This is a genomic window from Butyrivibrio sp. VCB2001, assembly GCF_000423965.1.
In the GTDB taxonomy this organism is placed as follows: Bacteria; Bacillota; Clostridia; order Lachnospirales; family Lachnospiraceae; genus Butyrivibrio.
Genome location: NZ_AUIZ01000031.1, coordinates 1 through 19,881 on the forward strand (window position 1 = coordinate 1; position 19,881 = coordinate 19,881).

General features: G+C 39.5%; 23 protein-coding genes and 1 pseudogene. 10 read left to right on the top strand and 14 right to left on the bottom strand.

The features are described 5' to 3' along the window. The 12 genes from G589_RS0117260 to G589_RS0117315 all read right to left on the bottom strand — a co-directional run. On the bottom strand, positions 1 to 614 hold a 614-nt coding region (locus G589_RS0117260), incomplete at its 3' end, for a substrate-binding periplasmic protein (protein WP_026489195.1). Between the two features lie 115 nt (positions 615 to 729). Beyond that, positions 730 to 1,629: a DMT family transporter gene (locus tag G589_RS0117265; protein ID WP_022770729.1), complete on the bottom strand. Its 900-nt coding sequence runs from the start codon at positions 1,627 to 1,629 to the stop codon at positions 730 to 732. 54 nt (positions 1,630 to 1,683) lie between these two features. Continuing rightward, the gene (locus G589_RS0117270) at positions 1,684 to 2,397 is read right to left on the bottom strand and encodes a sce7726 family protein (RefSeq protein WP_022770728.1); all 714 of its coding nucleotides are present in this window, start codon (positions 2,395 to 2,397) and stop codon (positions 1,684 to 1,686) included. Positions 2,398 to 2,420: 23 nt separating this feature from the next. Continuing rightward, the gene (locus G589_RS0117275; RefSeq protein WP_022770727.1) at positions 2,421 to 3,803 is read right to left on the bottom strand and encodes an ATP-binding protein; all 1,383 of its coding nucleotides are present in this window, start codon (positions 3,801 to 3,803) and stop codon (positions 2,421 to 2,423) included. 135 nt (positions 3,804 to 3,938) lie between these two features. Beyond that, positions 3,939 to 4,949: a hypothetical protein gene (locus G589_RS0117280; RefSeq protein WP_022770726.1), complete on the bottom strand. Its 1,011-nt coding sequence runs from the start codon at positions 4,947 to 4,949 to the stop codon at positions 3,939 to 3,941. 11 nt (positions 4,950 to 4,960) lie between these two features. Then, the gene (locus G589_RS0117285) at positions 4,961 to 5,251 is read right to left on the bottom strand and encodes a Lar family restriction alleviation protein (RefSeq protein ID WP_022770725.1); all 291 of its coding nucleotides are present in this window, start codon (positions 5,249 to 5,251) and stop codon (positions 4,961 to 4,963) included. Between the two features lie 44 nt (positions 5,252 to 5,295). Continuing rightward, positions 5,296 to 5,985 (bottom strand): YoaK family protein, encoded by a 690-nt coding sequence (locus G589_RS0117290; RefSeq protein WP_026489192.1) that lies wholly within the window; start codon positions 5,983 to 5,985, stop codon positions 5,296 to 5,298. A gap of 14 nt (positions 5,986 to 5,999) precedes the next feature. Continuing rightward, positions 6,000 to 8,138, bottom strand: coding sequence for an ATP-dependent helicase (locus G589_RS0117295; protein WP_035776553.1), 2,139 nt, complete (start codon positions 8,136 to 8,138; stop codon positions 6,000 to 6,002). A 382-nt stretch (positions 8,139 to 8,520) separates the two neighbouring features. Continuing rightward, entirely contained in the window at positions 8,521 to 8,748 is a 228-nt protein-coding gene (locus G589_RS20560; RefSeq protein ID WP_022770722.1) for a hypothetical protein, read from the bottom strand. A gap of 135 nt (positions 8,749 to 8,883) precedes the next feature. After that, positions 8,884 to 10,221: a replication initiation protein gene (locus tag G589_RS0117305; protein WP_022770721.1), complete on the bottom strand. Its 1,338-nt coding sequence runs from the start codon at positions 10,219 to 10,221 to the stop codon at positions 8,884 to 8,886. Between the two features lie 1,205 nt (positions 10,222 to 11,426). After that, the gene (locus G589_RS0117310) at positions 11,427 to 11,834 is read right to left on the bottom strand and encodes a hypothetical protein (protein ID WP_022770720.1); all 408 of its coding nucleotides are present in this window, start codon (positions 11,832 to 11,834) and stop codon (positions 11,427 to 11,429) included. Then, the gene (locus tag G589_RS0117315; protein ID WP_026489190.1) at positions 11,827 to 12,633 is read right to left on the bottom strand and encodes a ParA family protein; all 807 of its coding nucleotides are present in this window, start codon (positions 12,631 to 12,633) and stop codon (positions 11,827 to 11,829) included. The genes G589_RS0117310 and G589_RS0117315 overlap by 8 nt, the downstream gene beginning before the upstream one ends. Positions 12,634 to 13,270: 637 nt before the next feature. Here G589_RS0117315 and G589_RS0117320 point away from each other — a divergent pair. Together G589_RS0117320 and G589_RS0117325 are read left to right on the top strand one after the other, a co-directional pair. Beyond that, positions 13,271 to 13,534, top strand: coding sequence for a hypothetical protein (locus G589_RS0117320; protein WP_026522998.1), 264 nt, complete (start codon positions 13,271 to 13,273; stop codon positions 13,532 to 13,534). 26 nt (positions 13,535 to 13,560) lie between these two features. After that, a complete protein-coding gene (locus G589_RS0117325) occupies positions 13,561 to 13,875 on the top strand; it encodes a hypothetical protein (protein ID WP_022770717.1) in 315 nt (104 codons plus the stop codon). Between the two features lie 14 nt (positions 13,876 to 13,889). Here the strand turns inward: G589_RS0117325 and G589_RS21495 are convergent, their stop codons facing one another. Beyond that, positions 13,890 to 14,213, bottom strand: a complete 324-nt coding sequence (locus G589_RS21495; protein ID WP_022770716.1) for a helix-turn-helix domain-containing protein — start codon at positions 14,211 to 14,213, stop codon at positions 13,890 to 13,892. Between the two features lie 266 nt (positions 14,214 to 14,479). Here G589_RS21495 and G589_RS20570 point away from each other — a divergent pair, with 266 nt between their 5' ends. From G589_RS20570 to G589_RS0117365, 8 genes are read left to right on the top strand one after another with little or no spacing between them, the layout of a single operon-like run. After that, positions 14,480 to 14,689, top strand: coding sequence for a helix-turn-helix domain-containing protein (locus tag G589_RS20570; RefSeq protein WP_022770715.1), 210 nt, complete (start codon positions 14,480 to 14,482; stop codon positions 14,687 to 14,689). 15 nt (positions 14,690 to 14,704) lie between these two features. Then, a complete protein-coding gene (locus G589_RS0117335; protein ID WP_022770714.1) occupies positions 14,705 to 14,920 on the top strand; it encodes a hypothetical protein in 216 nt (71 codons plus the stop codon). Further along, on the top strand, positions 14,901 to 15,563 hold the full coding sequence (locus G589_RS0117340; RefSeq protein ID WP_022770713.1) for a PcfB family protein: 663 nt from the start codon (positions 14,901 to 14,903) through the stop codon (positions 15,561 to 15,563). Before G589_RS0117335 ends, G589_RS0117340 begins: the two co-directional genes overlap by 20 nt. Continuing rightward, entirely contained in the window at positions 15,563 to 17,392 is a 1,830-nt protein-coding gene (locus G589_RS0117345; protein ID WP_022770712.1) for a VirD4-like conjugal transfer protein, CD1115 family, read from the top strand. The genes G589_RS0117340 and G589_RS0117345 overlap by 1 nt, the downstream gene beginning before the upstream one ends. 50 nt (positions 17,393 to 17,442) lie before the next feature. After that, the gene (locus G589_RS0117350) at positions 17,443 to 17,664 is read left to right on the top strand and encodes a Maff2 family mobile element protein (RefSeq protein WP_022770711.1); all 222 of its coding nucleotides are present in this window, start codon (positions 17,443 to 17,445) and stop codon (positions 17,662 to 17,664) included. A gap of 54 nt (positions 17,665 to 17,718) precedes the next feature. Next, positions 17,719 to 18,585 carry a VirB6/TrbL-like conjugal transfer protein, CD1112 family gene (locus G589_RS0117355; protein ID WP_155832580.1) on the top strand — a complete coding sequence of 289 codons (867 nt, stop codon included), beginning with the start codon at positions 17,719 to 17,721 and terminating at the stop codon, positions 18,583 to 18,585. Positions 18,586 to 18,608: 23 nt separating this feature from the next. Next, positions 18,609 to 19,109: a PrgI family protein gene (locus G589_RS0117360; protein ID WP_026489187.1), complete on the top strand. Its 501-nt coding sequence runs from the start codon at positions 18,609 to 18,611 to the stop codon at positions 19,107 to 19,109. Between the two features lie 9 nt (positions 19,110 to 19,118). Then, the gene (locus G589_RS0117365; RefSeq protein ID WP_026523000.1) at positions 19,119 to 19,568 is read left to right on the top strand and encodes a hypothetical protein; all 450 of its coding nucleotides are present in this window, start codon (positions 19,119 to 19,121) and stop codon (positions 19,566 to 19,568) included. A 144-nt stretch (positions 19,569 to 19,712) separates the two neighbouring features. On the opposite strand, the pseudogene G589_RS22470 reads toward G589_RS0117365, so the two are convergent. Further along, positions 19,713 to 19,881: pseudogene (locus G589_RS22470) on the bottom strand (IS110 family transposase); the annotation flags it as partial.

Here is a 19,881-nt window from a genome sequence, read left to right on the forward strand (position 1 = left end):
TTATAGGATGGCTTTTGAAGCACATAGCTCCACGCATATGAGTTATGTAAAAGTGCATCTACCTCTTCATTTCTAAGCGCTTTAATGCAATCAGCCATGGAATTGTAAAGGTTTATCGTTATTCCAGGGTATAACTGCTTTACAGTTTCTGCTACTCCGCCCTGTGATTTTAGCATGCCTACTCTGATGGTATTTATGTCAGAAATAGAGTGCTTATCTGTAGTCACAAGGGTAAATGGGGTCTGGATGAGATTGTCCGATACGATGGTCGCTTGACCAGATGCACTTGAAACAGCACTTCCAAAGGGCATAACAAGATCGTACTCAGTACTATCAAGGGCTTCCTTAAGATTTGATTCACTTATAGCTTTGAATGTGACATTGAAACCAGCCTCTTTGGCAGCGGATTCCATAAGATCAACGCCGATTCCTGCAATCTCGCCGGTGGCTGTATCAAGATAGAACATAGGACATCTATCTACAGGCACACCAATTGTAAATACTGTAGCAGGAGAATCAGACGAAGCAAAAACAGGCGTCAAAAAGACGCCCAGACAGATTACCAGGAAAAGGAGGGCTATGCTGATAGTAGTATAGATCCTTTTTGATTTCATGATACACTCGCCTTATCGTTGTACTTTGCCTTAAATGTTCATATTTAATTCTATCATTATTATGTTAATATTCGATAAAATATGAATAACAAAACGATAAAAGCAATCCTTTATTTTAGCTTTGTTTTTTACCAAACAATGTTATAAGCCACAGCATAGCAAAGATCAACAAAAATCCCAATGCATCAAATACAGTAAACGACGTTCCAAGCACAGTAACGGAAATGATTGCTGCAGTTATTGGCTCTGCGAAGCTATACAAGATTGCCTTTTGTGGGCCTATCTGCTTCACACCACTGATATACAAAGTAAAAGCGCAGATATTTCCTATGACAACAACAAAAGCGATACCAAGTAAGCCCATAAATCCTGGCTTATAATCTATAGTCCATGTTCTGAATAACAGCGCAGTTGCGATGCCTCCCATAAGGAATGACCATCCCTGGGCCACAATGACCGGTATGTCATCTGAAAGCTTTGGTGCAAGAACGTTGTAGACCATAACACAAAACGCACTTCCGACTCCTGCAATAAGCGCCGGCGCTGAGACAGACATGTTATCTATACTTCCATGAGTAGTTAAAAGAAATACTCCAAGCATCGCCAGTATGATTGATATAACCTCAAAAGCCCCCGGCTTTCTTTTCATGGTTATGCAGGTATATCCCAGAATAAAAAGAGGTGCCAGATCCTGTAAAATCGTTCCTATAGCTGCATTTGACAGCTCAATCGTAAGGAAATACAGGAACTGACAGGCCGATACGCCCAGAACGCCATATACGACCATAAGAACCGCCCTGTTTCTGGTCTTCCAGGGATTAAGAGTTGTTTTACCATATTTTATAAAACAGTAAATCAGTATGAGTATTCCCGATACTCCAAGCCTTATCGGCACCAGCCATCTGCTGTCCATCCCCTGAACGTCAAATAAGTACTGCCCCACGGATCCGGACAACCCCCAGCAAGCTGCTCCGATTATTGTAAGAAGAATGCCTTTGATATTTATCTCTTTCATGTTTTCTGCGCTTTCTTCGCAGTTGCACTCTTTATACTAACTGGCGATGCCATCTTATCTTCTCCTGCGTCTTCTCTTGGTCTTTTTAGTAAAGTTATTACTCTTTTCAGCCTGTTCTACCATGAGTTCAAGCTTTTTCTTAGGATCAGTCTCTTTTTCTATAGCCTTCTGAAGCTCTCCCTTGCGGTACTCTGTAAGGGTTTCCGCCACCTTGCTGTAGTCTCTTTCAAAGAGAATATTGCTGATAGTACCGGACAGGGCCTCCATAGTAACAATATCCGGAACAAGAGCGCTGATCTTATCAATTACAAAAGACTTGCTCTTTTCCTTGTACTTTGCCATTCCATACTTTTCCTGAATAAGAGCAAGCTCAGGTCTCCAAAGGATCTTAAGCTTATTCTCAAGCTTCATGTTTGGGTTGGTTTCAGGCTTTCTTAGCATGTAAAAATCAGGTACTCCATCCACCTCTTCAACGGTGATTATGCCCCAATGCACCGGAACATGCTCTTTTATATGGATCCCATGGCTGGAACCAACTACAGCAATGTTGTAATCATAGTACTTGTCGTAGTCCTTTACCTGAGTCACCAACCTTGCATAGGTATCAGCATCGCTCTTTATCTCAATACCAACGAGGCTGTCTTCTGTAACCATCACAAGATCCGCTCTGGAGCGACCCATGGTCTTTTCTTCAATTATCCGGACTTTCCCATATGTATCCTCAAGGAAGTCAAAAAGCGGTTCCCGAATATCTTTATCTTTTAGCATTATTCTGCACTCTTCTGGGATGTTCAATACATATCATCAATGCCGATTAGCATGCACGTTCCCGCATTTTCCTTTACGTACTTTGTAAAACCACCAAGAGAAAAAATACATATCACTGGAGCTGACGCAGGTATGTATTTAATTTTGTCCATGAACCATTCAAACTCTTCTTTATCGAACGGGGAATTCTTAAACTTACACTCGCCAACCAACATAATGTTCTTGTCGTTCTTTCCAAGAAGATCGATCTCTATCTGCATCTGCTCCTTGTTCTCATCAAGAACTGATGCCTGATAATCAGTTATCTCTGTCAAAACCGGCAATCCATTAAGTCCGGCATTCAATATAAGATACTCTTTAGCCATCTTTTCAAATACTTTTCCCATGAAATCATGCAGATGTTCCTTAACATTGGAATGATAATATGTTTCTCCTCTGCCTGCATTTATGAGACTGGTTGCCCTGTTAACATATCTAAACCAAAATTCCAGCATGCTATCATTTAGTACATAGTACGGCTTCTTAGACATCCTTTTTTCCAGTATTTCTGCACCAACAAGGACCTTTAATGGATACGTTACATCATCAGAACCGATATAAGTGGCTATTTCTCCATTCTTTGTATGCCCTGTAGCCACCGCCGAAATAATCGAATTATAAAGAGCAGGGCTCTGTTTTTCGCTTGAAACAACCGTCTTAACCTGCTCTTCAGAGAAATAACCTCCTACAGAGTAGAACTGGTCTATAATGTTCTCTTCTAATGACAAACTCGTATCAAATTGTTCTAGATATTTCGCTACACCATTCGTTAGCCCATAGCATATAGCTTTGTCTTCATTCGAAAATCCCTCGAGGAAATCTGCTGTCTCCAGATAATTGAATGGTCTGAGCTTAAGCTCTAAATTGCTTCTGCCATGTAATGGAGCAGACTCTGCAAGTACCTCTTCTTTCATGAAACTGACAAGAGAACCACACAGAATAAAAAACAGATTCCCCGTGTTCCACCTTGTATCTATGGTCTTCTGCAGAACTGACTGAATATATGGACATTGCTTTGCCAGATATGGGTATTCATCTATAAAGAAAACTATTCTCTCCCTTTCAGCCTGTCTGCCGATGAAATCAAATAATTTCTCAAAACTGTTAAAGCTGATATCTCCAAGCATATCCGGTGCTAGCGCCGTAAGGACAGCCTCTGTCATCATTGACAGTAATTCAGACTCTTCTCGCTCGACTGCTGTGAAAGAGATGCTCTTACAGTCATGATCCTGAATAAACTTATTAACCAGTTTCGTTTTGCCTACTCTTCTTCGGCCGTACAAAACCGTCATTACAAAGCCCTTTTGTTTGAATTTTTTATCAAGTATCTTAAGCTCAGCAGATCGACCTCGGAATATATCCTTCATGTTTATCCTCCATCCACCTAAATGCAATTAACCGAAATCAATTTAGCCCAAATCCATTTCGGTTAATTAGAATTATATACAGTTTTTCCCAAAAAGGCAAGATGTCCTGCAGTTTAGTCATTTCTGTATTCATCTTTAATACTTAAAAATCTCTTTTCTTAGTTCCAGATATCTTTCAACCGATATTTCCTCGTCTCCAAAATGGCATACAGCAGCATCCGCAGTAAACTCTACGTAGTCCCAGTATTCAGCTGTAAGCGACGTAGATTCTACGATTGCGCCATTCCCATTGTACTGGTCCATCAAAAAGATCTCTCTGCCGCCATGAGAATTGTCCACGTGACAGATATATGTCTTTCCATCATATTCCGCGTAATACAGCTGCCCAGCAGTTCCTTCTCCCTCAGCGAGCTGATAAACTCCGCCGTCCCTTGCATCCAGGTATTTGCCGCCATAGGGTCCGTTTAGAATAAGCTCATTAACTCCGTCGTTATCAAGGTCTACTCTCTCGCCAACAGAATAACTGTCCCACTCCTCAGGGTCTTGTGGCAGATCAGGTATCCAGAAAGAAATATCAGTCCCGTCCTCGTAGACTGCATTGACAATAATTTCCCCGTTTATAGCCTGCTTAAACAGAGCATCTGCTTCTTCAGGTGTGGCAGATCCTGTTGAAGACTCAATGCCTGATACCTTGTCCGCTTTATCGTAGGAACTGCCATATGAGTAGTCACTCCACTCACTATATTCCCTGTTTTCACCGTCTCCCCGGTAAGCTCTTACCTTAATCCTGAAATCAAAGTCATCCTGCGCTCCGGTAACATAAGAGGTATCAGTGATAACAGATGTGCTATCCTCGGTCACTTCTCGATACTCATCTTCTTCACAAAACTTATTCTCTTCGAGGACTTCGTAGCCATCTGCACCATCAACAGGATTCCACTCAAATACAACGTTTATGGCATCTTCTCCCGGCTCCATCACTCCGTCCTTTACTACCGGCGCCTGAAGGCTCTCTTTTACTGAATCCTCCGCAGTGGCAGTCTCTATTGCTGTTTCTTTACCCGACACATCTGCAGGCTTGCTGCCACAACCTGCAGACAATACTGTAATAGCACCTATCAGCGCAATAATCTCAACTTTTTTCATACAATCTCCTCTCAAACCCTGTTATTCCAATATTTTAATGCTTCATCTATGCTAAGATAATAATACTGCGAGTGATTTCCAAAGCATTTAGATGTGCCACACTTCACACGATAAGTCTTCATTTCCCATAAGATACTGGGGTCTTCTTCTGTTCCTCTATTCTCCCTGGCTTCAGCTCCCTCTGGTAATTCATCCAGGCTGCTACAAAAGCCATATTTTGCATAACTCTGCGCCAGCCACGGTTTCTCACCGCAGAATGGGCATGGTTTTAAGCGATCATCCTCTATCCTGGTTACGTTCATTATGGTCTCCTCTCCGTTAAACATGTACCTAGACTGCAGCAATATCAGTCTTTATCAAGATCCATAAGAAACGAGCAGATGATTAACAACACACAAGATACGAGGATTGTCTTTTCCATGTATAGCTCTGATAGATTGCCGCCAAATCCGGCTCCTATTGCAAAAGTCACTATCACTGCAAAATAGTCTCCTGCTTTTCTGATATCCTTAACATCCTTGGTCTTAAGATACTTGGAAAAAGACACCACTCCGCTCCTTATGTTTCCGATGCACATGGTGCTGGCATACACATTTCCATGCACTTTCTTAAAGGACTGCACCTGCAGCGCGCAGGAAAAAGAGATGAGACAGTTACAGAGCATATTCAGGTTTTGCGGAAGAAATGCCGCAATCAACATTATCAACGCTTCTACAGCTACTATCCCCTGTCTCCAGTGTATCTTTTTCGCATTCCGATAATAAAAGCCTACGTTATCAGAGATAAATATACCTGCCATGAAGGAAAACAGCGGAAACAGGTACATCAGTCCTCTTTGCCACAGTCCCTGCATGAGATAAGTGCTCATAAGCACTACATTTCCGGTCTGAGCATTGGCAAATACATTATCCCTCACCATGTAGGTGTATGCGTCCTGAAAACCGCCGCTAAATGCCAGGATAAGATTCAGAAAAAGAGCTTCTGACATCTGCTCCTGCTTTGTAAAGATCTTTCTTATCCGTTTTCTTACTGTCACCTTACCATCGCCTCTCACTCTATTACCTTCATCCCTGTCGTAAAAGCAAAGGGATACATGAATATCCTCTCATTCCCAGAATCAAACTCCACGGTAAACTTCATAGGAATCTCATCGTCATCCCAAACAACATCAGTAATGGTGCCTTCTCCGTACCTGGGAGATGATATACGCTCACCTATAATAAGACTATCCGGGACATTATCCTTACTTGTAACCGCGGGCCTTTTCTTTAAAAGAGGAGTCGGCTTACGAAGTACATTCTCCTTCTTCCGTTTTACCTTCTCTTTCTTTATGGGCTTTTGCTCAGGATTTATCTCTGAGACAAATATGGAAGCCTCATCGCCGTACTTGAATATGCAGAGCTTATCCTTTGCCCTGGTAATTCCAACGTAAAAGATCCTTCGCTCCTCCTCATAATCACGCTTTTCCTTTGGGGAAGCCGACTTAAAGCCAATGATCTTACTTGGGAATACACCATTTATTACGTCCATCAGGTACACAGTGTCATACTCAAGGCCCTTGCTGGAATGTATGGTAGAAAGTATCAGCTTGCTTTTGTAATTGACCTCACCATCAGTAAGGATCTGGCGCAGTTCTTCAAGCCTTTCAAGAAATCCTTCTATCGTAGGCTCATTCTTAGATATCATCTTCAGGATAAAGAGCTTGTTGTCATCAATATTGTTATCCCGAAGGTAATCCCCATAGCCCATAAACCTGTCCATCCTGTTTATGGCTTTGTAGGTAGATTCTGAAGCCATATTTCTAAAATGCGTCCTAAGGGCCCTTACGTTGCCTAAAACATGTTTATTTATATCTACATACTCTGCAGCATCCAGAATCCCTATATGCCTATCATCCGCTATCCTGCACATGGCTTCAGCGTCAGGTTTACGAAGGAAGGTCTGGAACTTGAAGTATATCCTCATAAACAGCTCGGGATCTGAAGGGTTAAGGCAGAACTTCAGGATATTTACAGCATCTACCACTACTCTGTGTGTAAAGAAAGCCATGTCTGCATTCTTTATCCTGTAAGGAACATTTTCCCTAAGTAGCAGATCTACAAGCGGCAAAATGCTCTCATTATCCCTATAAAGTACTGCTGTCTGGGTCTTTACGTCTTTTGCCATCTCCAGCAGGTACTTATACTGAGATTCCCTGGTACTTAAGGATATAAAGCTGATGTCGCTCTCTGCCTCCCTTGTAGCGCACATATGCTTTTCATGACGGCTGAAATTCTTTTGAATGAATCTGTCTGCCGTTTCTACAATCTTGGCATTGGACCTGTAGTTCTTGTCCATGATAAGGACTTTGGCTCCACGATGCTCCTTCTCGAAATGAAGAAGCGCATCAGGATATGCTGCTCTGAATCCATATATACTCTGGTCCTCATCCCCTACCATAAACAGATTGCCCTTTTCACCTGACAAAAGAGCTATTATCATATGCTGAACCTTTGAGGTGTCCTGGGCTTCATCCACACAGATATAGCGATACTTATCCCTGTAGAACTCTAATAAATCTTTTGAACCTTTAAGCATCCTGTAGGCATAGATCATCTGATCATCATAGTCCATAAGACTTCTGGCCTTGAGCTCACGATTGTAGCTCTCGTAGATATCCAGAAGCTCTATTCCTTCATTTTCACCCAGCTCTTTAATCTCTTTAGGCTCGAGCATCATGTTCTTGCAGTAGGTGATAAGCGTCCGTACTGCCTTTATATCGCTCTCTGTGGGGTACTCCTTCATGATCTTCACAAAGATGTCAGTAAGGAGCTTACCGGAGATCTTTTCGTCAGTGATAAGCTCAAATGAAGTCTTGCCGATAAGTCTTCCATAGTGAGCTATGATCTTGGCACATATTCCATTTATGGTCCTGAACTCAAGCCTGTCAGAGATATCCTCTCCAAAAAGAGCTGTAAAACGTTCTGCCATATCCCTCGTAGCTGCCACTGTATAGGTAAGAGTTAGGATATTTGAAGGATCAATCCCCTTAACATAGAGCATGTATCCAAGTCGATTGACCAGAACCGTGGTCTTACCGCTCCCTGGAACAGCAAGAAGAAGCACCGGTCCTTCCGTGGCCCTGACAGCTTCCAGCTGCTGAGTATTTAGTTTGCTTCCATATTTGGCTATAAATTCCTGATCTGTCATTATGATTTCTTATTCGATACAAGGTTTAAATATCATTCCCTTTTTAGTCACCTTTAAAATACATTCCATGTACAAAAACACCTCAAAAACGCCTTTGATTTCAAGTTTTAACTTGTTATAGCGCGATTTAATATTTGGTTTAATGCCTTATTATAAAAGGGTTGTTACTGTAGCATTTATAGATATCATGTGTTATCCATGGCGTTTCTCTAATCGTTCTTCAGATAGAGCAGGTAAACGGTCATCTCTTCCTTTTTAGTCAACTTTTCCCCGGCCATCAACTGCTATATTATACCCTTTGTTTGGCTGTAAAAAAATAGCAGACCAGAATGATCTGATCTGCCTTCTTTCACACATTTATATCAACACTAGCCTCAATACTTTAGCTGGCTTCCTCGTTCAAATCCCTGCCACAAAAAGGGCAATAATTGATTTTGATTAAGTCTCCAGCTCCCTCACCATTCGAATTGCCGATGTCTACTCTTACCGCGCTGTTGTCACTATCAACTCTCATGTCAAGGAATAGTCCCCCTAGAATGCCTGCATCTATCTTCTTGTTATAGATGCATTCTTCAAGCTTTTCACTTCCAGGAACACAATAATTACACATTGCACACTCCTCCCTTCGACGCAAGCTATCTCGCATTATAGCAAATCGTTAATAAATTATCAACACGTTAAAATTAGTCCTTTTTATCAAAAAATAGACGTTCTAATAGGGTTTCTATTAGAACGTCTTATAGTCTTAAAAGTTCAGTGGTCTGCCGAATTTCCAGTCTGAATAGAACTTTATTACCTCATCAAGAGAATAGATTGAAACAAGCTGCTCTATAGTCAGTCCGTTCTCGACAATCATTGCCTCAAACTCCTGGAAGTCATCATTTTTCTGAATTCTTTCCCAGGCAGCCTTCTGAATATCTCCTGTCCTCTTGCCTTCTTTATACGCTTCCTTAAATTTGACGAATCCTGCGCCTTTTTCTGCATCTCCATTAATTGTAAATGTTTGCGTGTAGCCTTCTTCGATAGCTCTAATAAGAAATCCCATGTAGTTATATACATGTGGCTGCTCATCAGCATAATCGATCGCAGCTATAACTTTCTTGCTGTCGAAATCAGCTTTTACAAGAAGCAGATCAATATCTTCCTTGGTCAACTCGTTATGACCTATAAATTCATCATATAGCGGCGCAAACTGTTCCAGATCGTAAGGGATTTCAAGCTGTCTGTTAAGCTGTTCCCTCTCTATAACCTTGGACTTGGAAATAACAGAAATTGAAGGCTTATTAGGATAGATATGGAAAAGAATCTCTGCTGTTTTCTTGCCATTCTTCAGGCCTTCATACTCAAACCTTATATCGCTCTTTTCTTTGAGTTCCTTCTGAGCAGGTCTAAGGACATTTCTCTGAACCTCGTACCAGGGATCATATTTCTTGCTGTCTTTGGGGAGTTTCGCATAAACAGCATCCCAATCAATATTCTGCCCTTGTCTGGCCATAACCTTAGCAACTATCGGATCATCACCATTTGCAAGGCCAATCATGAATCTGAACTCTGACAGATTGTACTGTACATCTACTCTTCCGTCATTAACATCGGGCTTACTCTTGTAAAGATCCTTCTTTAGTAGCTCATATATACGGAATGAAGAGTTCCTTTCAAAATCAGTCATTACTGACAATTCCAACGTTGTATAGTTCTTCTCCAGTCCTAAGATATGCTCTTTAAGCTCACTGTTAAAGATAATACTAAAGACTCCATCCTTATAGATAGCATTAGGAACTACAGAAAAAGCCTTGAAGTTTCCCTTTCCATCCTCAAGAAACATCGTATGTCCGGTTATTGTCTTCGCAAGATCCTTAAGATCTCTATATATATGTCTGTCATCACTTACTAGTTTTTTGAGTTCTCTCGGATACAGCCGGGCTACTAAAGGATGCTCTTTATCATTCTCATTCACTTCTATTCTGGTTAAAGCAATGGCCATAACCTGGTTTTCAAGAAGTGTCGCCTTATACTTGGCTGAAATCATGTCATTTGATTTTACCAAGCTCAAATTATAAAGCGGCTCATTTGCCTTACTCATCTAATTCCCCCACCAATTACTACGTTCATTAAACCATTTTCTACGTATTTACCCTTGATTTTAGAATAAACCAAGCTCTACGCCGATGTCAACAAAAAGCGTAGCGTTTGGTTTATATTTTACAACCATTTACTACGCTTTTAAAGAATAATCAGTAGTGATTGGATTGATTCTAACCACCAAACTCTACGTAGTTTGTATTCCGGCCTTCTATGCAAAAAACGTAGCTTTTGGTGTATCTTTCAATCCAAAAACTACGTTTATATATCCTTCTTTCTATTTATCTGGAGTATTTGCCACAAAAAACATGCACCATTTTTTACGCTTTTACTTCTAACGAAGATCATCTAAGCCCATCTACGTAATTTTTGGTGTATACATACTTCTGTCTAATAATGCTTCAATCGTGTACTATATCTGGCATCAACGTGATTTTTAATATATTGACCGATATAGTCGATATTCTATTATATTAATCCATTTTCTACGTAGATAGTTCTTATCTGGTTCTGAACACGTAAAAATTGGTACACTCATATTTCCTATACACCAATTTTTACGTAGATTTCTACATAACGCATAAATACTGGATATTCTTCAGTCTAGATTTTGCCCAAAAGTGTCCTGAAACACTGTTTTCGAGTCTAAAAACGTAATTTTTGGTGTGCTGATTATACATCCAATTTCTACGTAGATATTTCTCATTAAATATAAGCCCAAATATAGGCTCCTTATGATTCTTAACCGATTTGGTCAATGATTTATACACCAAAAATTACGTTAAAAACACCTATTTTGATCTAAATGCGTAGTTTTTGGTGTATATTCCGAGTTATCCACAACCAATTATTACGTACTTTCGGAATAAGCCTTTCTACTGCCCTTTCCAGGTCATCATTTGTATCCAGACTTTACGTATTTACCTACATTTACGTTATTTATGGGTACAAAAAGCGGTAAGATTGGTGTATGTTTTTTCTGACAATCACCATTCTTACCGCCAATATAATCCATTTTCTACGTTACATGTAACCAACAGCTACGCTCTATTAATCCATTTCTTACTTTCCAAATCGCTACAATTGGCTTAAATACTGGGCTTTCGCAGTCCCTAAACAAACAAATTAATTTTTCTCTGTTGTTGTTTATTAATATATATTTATATAAGCAATCTAAAAACGTAATTATTGGTTGTGGATAAATCCTTAATTAAACAGTACCTGCTTTAAAATGAATTCCAGATACTCAGAAGCATTTGACTGACTCTTTTTTGACATTTCTACAAGCTTTTCATAAGTTTCATCGCTAAGATAGAAACATCTTGTTCTCTTAGTGCGTTCTTTCTTCTCCAGATCCATTGTAAGCTTTAATCCCATTCCTGACAATGCTGGTGTTTCTACAGGATTAGCTTCCTGCTCAACTTTTGGTTCTGTCTTCTTTTCAGGAATCTTCTCTTCTACCTTTTCAGCTTTAGGTGATGGAGCTTTCTTCTCTGCTTCCTCTACAATTTCAGCTTTCTTTGGAGTCTCTTTTGCAGGCTGTTTCTTGATATTTACTGGTTTTGTGTTACCAAACATTCCAAGTGCATCGTTTTTCTGTGTGTGCTTAGCCATTGATTACCTCCAATACTTCTTTTGTGAAATTAACATAGTCTACAGCTGCGTTACTTGCTTTAAAGTTTTCAAAAAGTGATCTGTTTGCCACTATAAGGTTGCCGTCTTCATCAACGGAATCTCTGATTGCCTGGGCTTTCTTAACATCCTGGCTGATACGGATCTGTGTATCGAATGCTTTAAATCCTCTTGCTTCGCCCACTTCCGGAAGAGCTTCTTTTATTCCTACATCCAGACCATTTCTTGCGTCATATGAAGTCATCAGGACACCATAGATTTTGAGGTTTTCATTTAAAAGATCAATTACTTCGTTTATTGTCTCAATAAGAAGTCCAAGACCATCTATAGCATATTGCTCTGCTTTTATAGGAATAATGCAGCCATCAGCGGCTGTAAGAGCATTTATCATATAGATTCCAAGGTTTGGCGGTGTATCCATGATGATGAAATCGTAATCATCTTCCAGTTCTTTTAACTGGCTCTTAAGAATCCTCTCTCTGGCTTTTTGTGAATTAAAGTAGTTCTCTTCTGTTGCCAGAAGGCCATCTCCTGCGATTATGTCTCCTAAAGGAGTTGTCTGAATAGCTTCTTTTGCAGTACAGTCCTTCTTCAACAGATCTACTATGGTGTTCTCATCTTCTATTACAGCTCCATAGGTGCTGGTTGAGTTATGCTGTGGGTCAAGATCTATGAACAGTACCTTATAGTTGAAGTGTCTTAATGCATCTGCAAGGTTTACTGCTGTTGTGGTTTTACCTACTCCGCCCTTTTGATTTGCTACTGCTATCTTTATTGCCATTTAATCCTCCTGCACTAATAGATAATCTAATAGAATATCTATTGCAATATATAATTGGATGCCTAATGTAAAATACATTACAAATATATATTGTATTGTGTAATATAATAAATTCTCAAATCTAATATATAATAGAATAACACATTATAATATAAAATACAAATAGTAATTCAAATATAAAATGCAATACATATTGTAAATAGAAATATAAAATGTATAAGATAATATATTGTAGGATATAATATAAAATAGATTAGATAATATAATAGATATATTAATATACAGAAATATTAGATAATAAATTAGAATACATATTAGAACAACTAATATATTATAATATTAGACATGCTAATAGAAACTATAATAGGATTTTATTACAAATATCTAATAGAAGTCTATTAGATATCTATTAGCAAGTCTATTAGAGACATGTAATTTGAATAGAGGATAAATAATCTAAACAATTATTCTATTAGAAAATCTAATAGAGATACATTGGATTGACAGAAGAGAATAAACGCAATATATTAAAAATGCATTTTAAATTATATTTTATAAGTTTAAAGGTATAAAAACAGTATTAAAGCACACTTTCATATAATTTTAATTCATCTATTCCAGAATGAGAGGTGCGAATATGCAATTTGATGCGAAAGAAGACTTTAAACAGAATCTACATAAGGTCAAAAAGAATTGCCATTTTGACCGTAGGTACATAGTAGAGCTTAAGGCTGAAATATTCATAGCTGCAGCCATGAGTATCAAGAGAAGAACAATTCTTAAGGTGATTGATGAGATAGGGTTCGACGAACCTGTTAGATCAGTTCTGGTGAACTATGTAGGAGAAGTAGAAGAGTGTAAAGAAGATAACAGGTTGTTAGAGATGGTCCAGGGAAACTGAATGATAAGTATTGTGACGGAGGGAATATGAAGGCATTAAAGATAATACTTTTGATTCTGTATTTACCAATCTACATAATCATAAAATTCCTGGATATGGTCGGGGAATTCTGGATTTTATTCTTCGGTTATATAATTGGAGGAGCGATGGCCCTTATCACGATTCTAGGGTTTGTATTTTGGTTTGCTCAAGTAGGAACATTTAAGGTTGCACTGATATCCATGGGAATCTCATCGGTTATATTTGTCCTCTATAAACTACTTGTTATGCTATTTGTCTATTTGGTAGAAGTAAACGAAGACATAATACAATTTCTGACAAAAGATATTGCGCCAGTGTGAGCTGGCGCATCTTTTTATTTCTCTTCAGAATCTTTAGACTCTGTACCGTAAGTGAAGAGCGCAAAGTCCAGACATTGTCTTAAAAATTGTTTGCCCTCTTCTGAAAGAGTAGCCATCTTGGTTGTAAATTCATCTGATTCATAACCTATAAGCTGCGGAACAGTAACATTCAAAGCTTTCGCAAAGCCCTGTATCTTTGAGTAGGGAAGATCAACAGTACCTTGCTCTATGTGGGCAATCATGGTGTTGGCTGAATAGCCAACTTTCTGTGCCAGATCCGCCTGTCTGAGGCCCTGTTCACGTCTAAGTCTAGCAATATTCTCGTAAAGAACGTCCATAATAATATCTCCAAAATATGAATTAAAATTATATATAAGCAATGAGAATTATAGCACAAAAAAGAAACAAAAACGATTAAGTTTGTTTAATTTGCGCGATTTTAGAGAACTTTTAGAAAATTGAATATAAACATTATATATTGCGTTGAAACTTATACAGTATAACTTTTGTTAATATTTTTGTTGACAAATCAAAACAAAGGAAATATATTATTGACTCGGAAAGATGAATGTAAATTATATGATATAAGTTTGGTTGGTATATAATGCTAGATTATGAAAAGCTTCATGAAGCTATCAGGAATTCCGGTATCAAATTCGGAGAGATAGCAAATGCCTGTGGAATGAGCAGGCACAGCCTATACAAAAAAGTGAACGGAGAACGGGCATTTAAGTTTGCAGAGTATGAACTGCTATGCAGATGCCTTGGAGTAGAAATAGGGGAATTTGTAATAAACGAGTCGGATTTAACGTGAGAGTGGGGGTAAGAGATGAGCGTTGGAGATCAGATCTGGAGAAATGAACTAATCAACAAAATTGAGTCTGAAATAATGTATCGGCTTCTGGAAAAGAAAGAATCCATAGAAGAGATAAGAACAAGGATCAAATCGCTTAATCTGGCTAATGAACAAAGAAAGCATATTTTATCGTTCATAGAAGACCTGGAAAAGTGGAGGCGTGCTAGAAATGACAGAGGAAGATGCTAAAAGGGTTAGCGCTATAGGCGCAAAAACAACAATTCATGTCGCAGTTAAATTAGGTAAAAAGGGGCTTAAGATTGGCGGTAAAGCAGCAGCTTTTTTGATAGGGCAGGCCTATAACAAGTTTCACAACCGTACAAGAGTTTATGAGGGTCCAAAAGCGCTCAAGAAGTTTTTGAAGTTCGATAAAAATCACTCCGGACCTATAGGAAAGCTGGATGTAAATCAGACAGATTTCAAAGAGTTCTCACGTACCTGCAAAAAGAACGGTGTGGACTTTGCCATAGTTAAGGATTCAGTAGATCCGAACACAATGCATTTCTTTTTCTCTGGGAAAAATGCAGAGGTAATGAGCCATCTGTTTGAGGATTATGTGAAGGACAAATATCAGCAGGATGTGAAGAATGAGCTGCTTGGTAACCAGACAGAAAAGGAAACAGAGAGAAATGCTGAGCGTGAAGCAGAAAAGGATGTAACTGCAGGCGAAAAGAAGCCGGCAAAAGCAACAGAAGCTAAGACAAAAGAAGCCTTAGGTATAAAAGAGCGATTAAAGCTCTATGAAGAACATGCAAATACAGTAAACAAAGAAATCAACTCGCATATCGACATAGATGTTAAGGAGTTGGAGCCAATGGAGCGTACCAAGTAATGGACAAGAGCAAGTTATATAAACTGATCCCTTATGCAGCTGCATTCTACTTTATGGATAAGTTTGGCTACATCTATCGGGTTGCAGAAGGAAACAACGCTTCGGACAAGATAACAAATATTGACTACGGCAATTTGTTCGGCTGGCCAATATTGTCCTTTAACCTCTGGGATCTGTTATGGGGCCTCGTGGGATGTGCATTCTTGTTCCTATATATCTGGTACAAGGATTCGACCAGAAAGAAGATGAGACCAGGCGAAGAATATGGAAATGCAAGGATCGGAACAGCTGCAGATATAAAGCCATTCGTAAATCCAAAGTTTAGAGAGAACTGTATCCTTTCAAAAACAGAGTTCCTGACGATGGAAGAAAAGGTTAAGCCCTGGTATATGGGCAGAAATAAGAATGCTATATTCTACGGAGGCTCTGGTGCTGGTAAGACATTTAGTATGTTGCTACCCAATCTCTTACAGTTCCATTCAAGCTACGTGGTAGTTGATCCCAAAGGAACGCTGCTTGATAGCTGCGGGAGCCTCATTACAAAGATGGGATATAAGATAAAGGTCTTTAACACAATAGATTTTGATAAATCTATGGGTTATAACCCGTTCGCTTATATAAAAAAAGAGACTGATATCCAGAAAATGGTATCAACACTCATGGAAAATACTAAAGAGCCTGATGAAAAGGGACAGGACCCTTTCTGGCCCAAGGCAGAGAAACTTCTCTATAACGCAATCATAGGATATATCTGCGAAAGAGAAGTCACTGATGCCAGAAACATGATCACAATGTTGGACCTTATAGCCAAGATCAAGGTAACAGATCCGGTACCTGTCAAGAAAACAAGGATCAACGATAAGGGTGAGGAAGAAGAATATACCTCAATGGAAGCTGAAAAATGCGCTGTAGACATCCTGTTCGAGGAACATGAAGAGGAAAATGGTGAAACCTATTCCGTGAGGCAATATAAGAAGTTCCTTATAGGTGCTGGCAAGACCAAAAGGAGCATTCTGGCTTCTGTAGGAGCAAGATTATCACCCTTTGATATAGATACTGTTAGGGAAAAGATGGAATTTGATGAGCTTGAGCTGGATAAGATCGGTGATGAGAAGACCATTGTGTTTTTCATCATAGATGACTCAGATACCACATTTAACTTCCTTGTATCGATGGCGCTATCACAGATGTTTAATACGCTGAAAACTAAGGCGGATCTTAGTGGAGGACATCTCAAGTACCATGTCAGAGTCTTGTGGGATGAGACCTATAACACAGGGCAGGTCCCAAAGCTTGAGCATCTTATATCACAGCTTCGTTCAAGAGGAATTTCCATGTGGATGTTCTTCCAGGCAAAGAATCAGCTTATAGACCTTTATGGAGATAAAAAGGCGGAGAACATTGAAGCCTCTTGTGACGTTAAGGGATTCCTTGGAGGTAATGAGTTTACTTCCTGGAAAGACTGGTCAGATCTTTTGGGCCAGGAGACTATAGATGTTTTGGGGCAATCTGATACCTACGGCCAGACGCGAAGCAGCGGTAACAGCTATAGGAAGGCTGGGAAAAAGCTTATGAGTGTTGAAGATATAGGTAACATGCCGGGAAACAAGCTGCTCGTAAAGCTCAGGGGAGTACCGCCGTTTTATTCGGATAAATATGACACTTCCAAGCATCCGCTCTATAAATTCACAGCGGATGCTGATGATAAGAACAGCTTTAATCTCGAGGATTATCTTGAAAATTACAGAATGGGCTTTTTGTGCGAAGACACTGAGTATGAAACAACAGTCATAGACCTTTCTGATGAAAGTGAAAGTAAAGCAGGATAAATACAGCCACAGGCTTTATTTATAAAAAACACTGAAAAAGGAGGAGAATCATGGAGTTCTTTACAACAGGAGTAGGTTTGCTCCAGACAATCGTGACACTTTTGGGGGCAGCAACAATTATTGGAGGCCTGATCGAAGTAGGTAAGTCCCAGGCTGATAATAACCCGGCTGTAAGAGCAACTGGTATTGCCATGTTCATCGGTGGTGCAATCATCATCGCTGTAGGACAGGTCCTTGTACCAAAGCTTTCTGGAATGATCACATTAACTTAATAACATGCAAGGAAAGGGCTGAAATAAGCCCTTTTCTTAAAGGGAAAAAACAAAATGGAATGGCTAAGTAACTATTTTCAAGCGATGTTTTTAGAAATGCTTAAGGGGGCGGCCAATGACTTTTTTGAGGCGTTATCAGGACTGACAGGCGACGTCAGAGGTCTAATTGATGTCAATCCCGGGACATATGATGCTACGCTTTTCACAATGATACGAAGAATATCTGACACAGCTATAGTGCCAGTTGCGTGCCTCATTCTCTGTTATCTGATGACCATCAACTTTATCAAGATAATCGAGGATAAGAATACATATAAGGACATGACTTTCATGCCTGTGTTCAAATGGATCCTGTACACGACGATTGGAATCGTGCTTGTGACAAAAACCTATGACATTGTCCTTGCGATATTCGATGTTGTCGGCTGGATACTGGCAAAAGCAGGTGCGATCATAACTCTGACAGAATCAGATATCAATCTTCAGGACAAACTAAATGAACTGATTGATCTGGTAGACCCTACAGACATAGGAAAAGTTCTGGGTATGACTATACAGCTTATGATGTGCAAGGTTCTTGTCAGCATTGTTGCTGTGCTATGTAAAGTGGCTATGTATTTCAGGATAATCAGCATTCTTGTGTATTCCTCTGCTGCAGCGATACCTATGGCAACACTTATGGATCAGGGACAGAATCAGACTGGTCAGAACTATTTAAAAAATCTGGCATCACTGGGACTTCAAGGCTTCTTTACACTGATCATTATTGCGATATTTGAAGTGCTGATCTCAGAGCTGGCTACAAGGACTGATCTGACCATAAGCACCATGGCGTGGAGCACTCTTATGTACACATTGGCGCTCTGTATGGGACTCTTTTCAACAAAGAAGGTCGCAGACGTCACTCTTGGAGCCCATTAAGCGATTTAGGAGGAAAAAGATAGATGGCATATACAGAGAATCATTGTGACCTGAACAAGATCAAGGATAAGCCAATTTCCGGTTTTACTGTCAGGCAGGTTGTATGCTTCGCAATTGTCATTCTGATTGATGCACCAGTATACGTTTTATGCCTGAAAAGCGGAATGGACAATACGTTTGCATGCCTTATCATCTGCCTGATAAGTATTCCGATCTTTTTCGGCGGAACCTATGAGGATGTGCATGGGAGATACGTGGAGAAGCTTATCCGCGACAAGGTGCGTCTGGTGTTCCTAACACAGACAAACAGGCCTTTTTCAACGGATAACAGATATACGGCGATAAAGAAGCAGATTCTGCTTGAGGAAAAGTATAAGGGCTTTGTCAGAAAGGCAGCCGTGAAAAAAGCATTTAAAGCCAAAAAGAGAGAAGAAAAGACCTTAAGGCATAAAACTAAGGCTAATAACAAAATAAGGCTGTTTAGGGCAAATAAAGAACAAAAAGACAATAGTATAACAGCCTGAGGTGGATTCATGGGAAAACAGAAAGAAAATAAAAAACTGATCATAAAGGGTACAGATGGAAAAATCTCCAAAGAAGATGCCAAAAAGCTGGAGAAAGCCATAAGGAAAGCTCAGAAAGAAGGAAGGTTTCCTCTGACTGCGCAGGGCACCATTCCCTATAAGGCGATGTACCGTAATGGGATGTGCCAGCATGATGGATACAGTTTTTCCAAGACCATTGCCTTTGAAGATATCAATTATGAACTAAAAGACAATGAAGATAAAAAGACAGTATTTTCCAAGCTTTCTGACCTTTATAACTACTTTACCGAGGATACCCATGTTGAAATGACCTACATGAATACGAGGATAACCCCGGAAGAAATAAGAAAAGCACTATATATCCTTGGACAGGATGATGGCTATGATGAGCTCAGGGATGAATTGTCTGAGATCCTTTTAGACAAGACTAACTATTAAAGAAAGTCAATAAAAATGTTTTAAAACAGAAATGTTTTAAATATAGCGACGATGACTTATTCATCGTATTCAGCACCTTGAAAACTGCATGACAAATAGAGCATCGTTTTAGATGCTCTTGAAAGAAGATTTGTATGGAATTAGTTAAGCTGCTTTGTTGTATGACTGATGAGATTTCTCAAGCTGATATATCAGTCTCACGAGCTTCTTCGTTGCATGGGATACAGCAACATAGTAGTGCTTTCCTTCGGCTCGCTTTTTTGCAAGGTAAGCATTGAATGTCGAATCCCAATGGCAGACGTAAATAGTGGCG

Excerpts from the sequence above, each read along its gene's own strand:
- G589_RS0117295 (WP_035776553.1), bottom strand. The coding sequence starts at position 8,138 with ATGACAGATCAGGAATTTATAGCCAAATATGGAAGCAAACTAAATACT.
- G589_RS0117265 (WP_022770729.1), bottom strand. The coding sequence starts at position 1,629 with ATGAAAGAGATAAATATCAAAGGCATTCTTCTTACAATAATCGGAGCA.
- G589_RS0117280 (WP_022770726.1), bottom strand. The coding sequence starts at position 4,949 with ATGAAAAAAGTTGAGATTATTGCGCTGATAGGTGCTATTACAGTATTG.
- G589_RS0117365 (WP_026523000.1), top strand. The coding sequence starts at position 19,119 with ATGGGAAAACAGAAAGAAAATAAAAAACTGATCATAAAGGGTACAGAT.
- G589_RS0117335 (WP_022770714.1), top strand. The coding sequence starts at position 14,705 with ATGAGCGTTGGAGATCAGATCTGGAGAAATGAACTAATCAACAAAATT.
- G589_RS0117355 (WP_155832580.1), top strand. The coding sequence starts at position 17,719 with ATGGAATGGCTAAGTAACTATTTTCAAGCGATGTTTTTAGAAATGCTT.
- G589_RS0117325 (WP_022770717.1), top strand. The coding sequence starts at position 13,561 with ATGAAGGCATTAAAGATAATACTTTTGATTCTGTATTTACCAATCTAC.
- G589_RS0117320 (WP_026522998.1), top strand. The coding sequence starts at position 13,271 with ATGCAATTTGATGCGAAAGAAGACTTTAAACAGAATCTACATAAGGTC.
- G589_RS0117310 (WP_022770720.1), bottom strand. The coding sequence starts at position 11,834 with ATGGCTAAGCACACACAGAAAAACGATGCACTTGGAATGTTTGGTAAC.
- G589_RS0117350 (WP_022770711.1), top strand. The coding sequence starts at position 17,443 with ATGGAGTTCTTTACAACAGGAGTAGGTTTGCTCCAGACAATCGTGACA.
- G589_RS0117340 (WP_022770713.1), top strand. The coding sequence starts at position 14,901 with ATGACAGAGGAAGATGCTAAAAGGGTTAGCGCTATAGGCGCAAAAACA.
- G589_RS0117285 (WP_022770725.1), bottom strand. The coding sequence starts at position 5,251 with ATGAACGTAACCAGGATAGAGGATGATCGCTTAAAACCATGCCCATTC.
- G589_RS0117360 (WP_026489187.1), top strand. The coding sequence starts at position 18,609 with ATGGCATATACAGAGAATCATTGTGACCTGAACAAGATCAAGGATAAG.
- G589_RS0117275 (WP_022770727.1), bottom strand. The coding sequence starts at position 3,803 with ATGAAGGATATATTCCGAGGTCGATCTGCTGAGCTTAAGATACTTGAT.
- G589_RS0117305 (WP_022770721.1), bottom strand. The coding sequence starts at position 10,221 with ATGAGTAAGGCAAATGAGCCGCTTTATAATTTGAGCTTGGTAAAATCA.
- G589_RS0117270 (WP_022770728.1), bottom strand. The coding sequence starts at position 2,397 with ATGCTAAAAGATAAAGATATTCGGGAACCGCTTTTTGACTTCCTTGAG.
- G589_RS20560 (WP_022770722.1), bottom strand. The coding sequence starts at position 8,748 with ATGTGTAATTATTGTGTTCCTGGAAGTGAAAAGCTTGAAGAATGCATC.
- G589_RS0117345 (WP_022770712.1), top strand. The coding sequence starts at position 15,563 with ATGGACAAGAGCAAGTTATATAAACTGATCCCTTATGCAGCTGCATTC.
- G589_RS0117315 (WP_026489190.1), bottom strand. The coding sequence starts at position 12,633 with ATGGCAATAAAGATAGCAGTAGCAAATCAAAAGGGCGGAGTAGGTAAA.
- G589_RS20570 (WP_022770715.1), top strand. The coding sequence starts at position 14,480 with ATGCTAGATTATGAAAAGCTTCATGAAGCTATCAGGAATTCCGGTATC.
- G589_RS21495 (WP_022770716.1), bottom strand. The coding sequence starts at position 14,213 with ATGGACGTTCTTTACGAGAATATTGCTAGACTTAGACGTGAACAGGGC.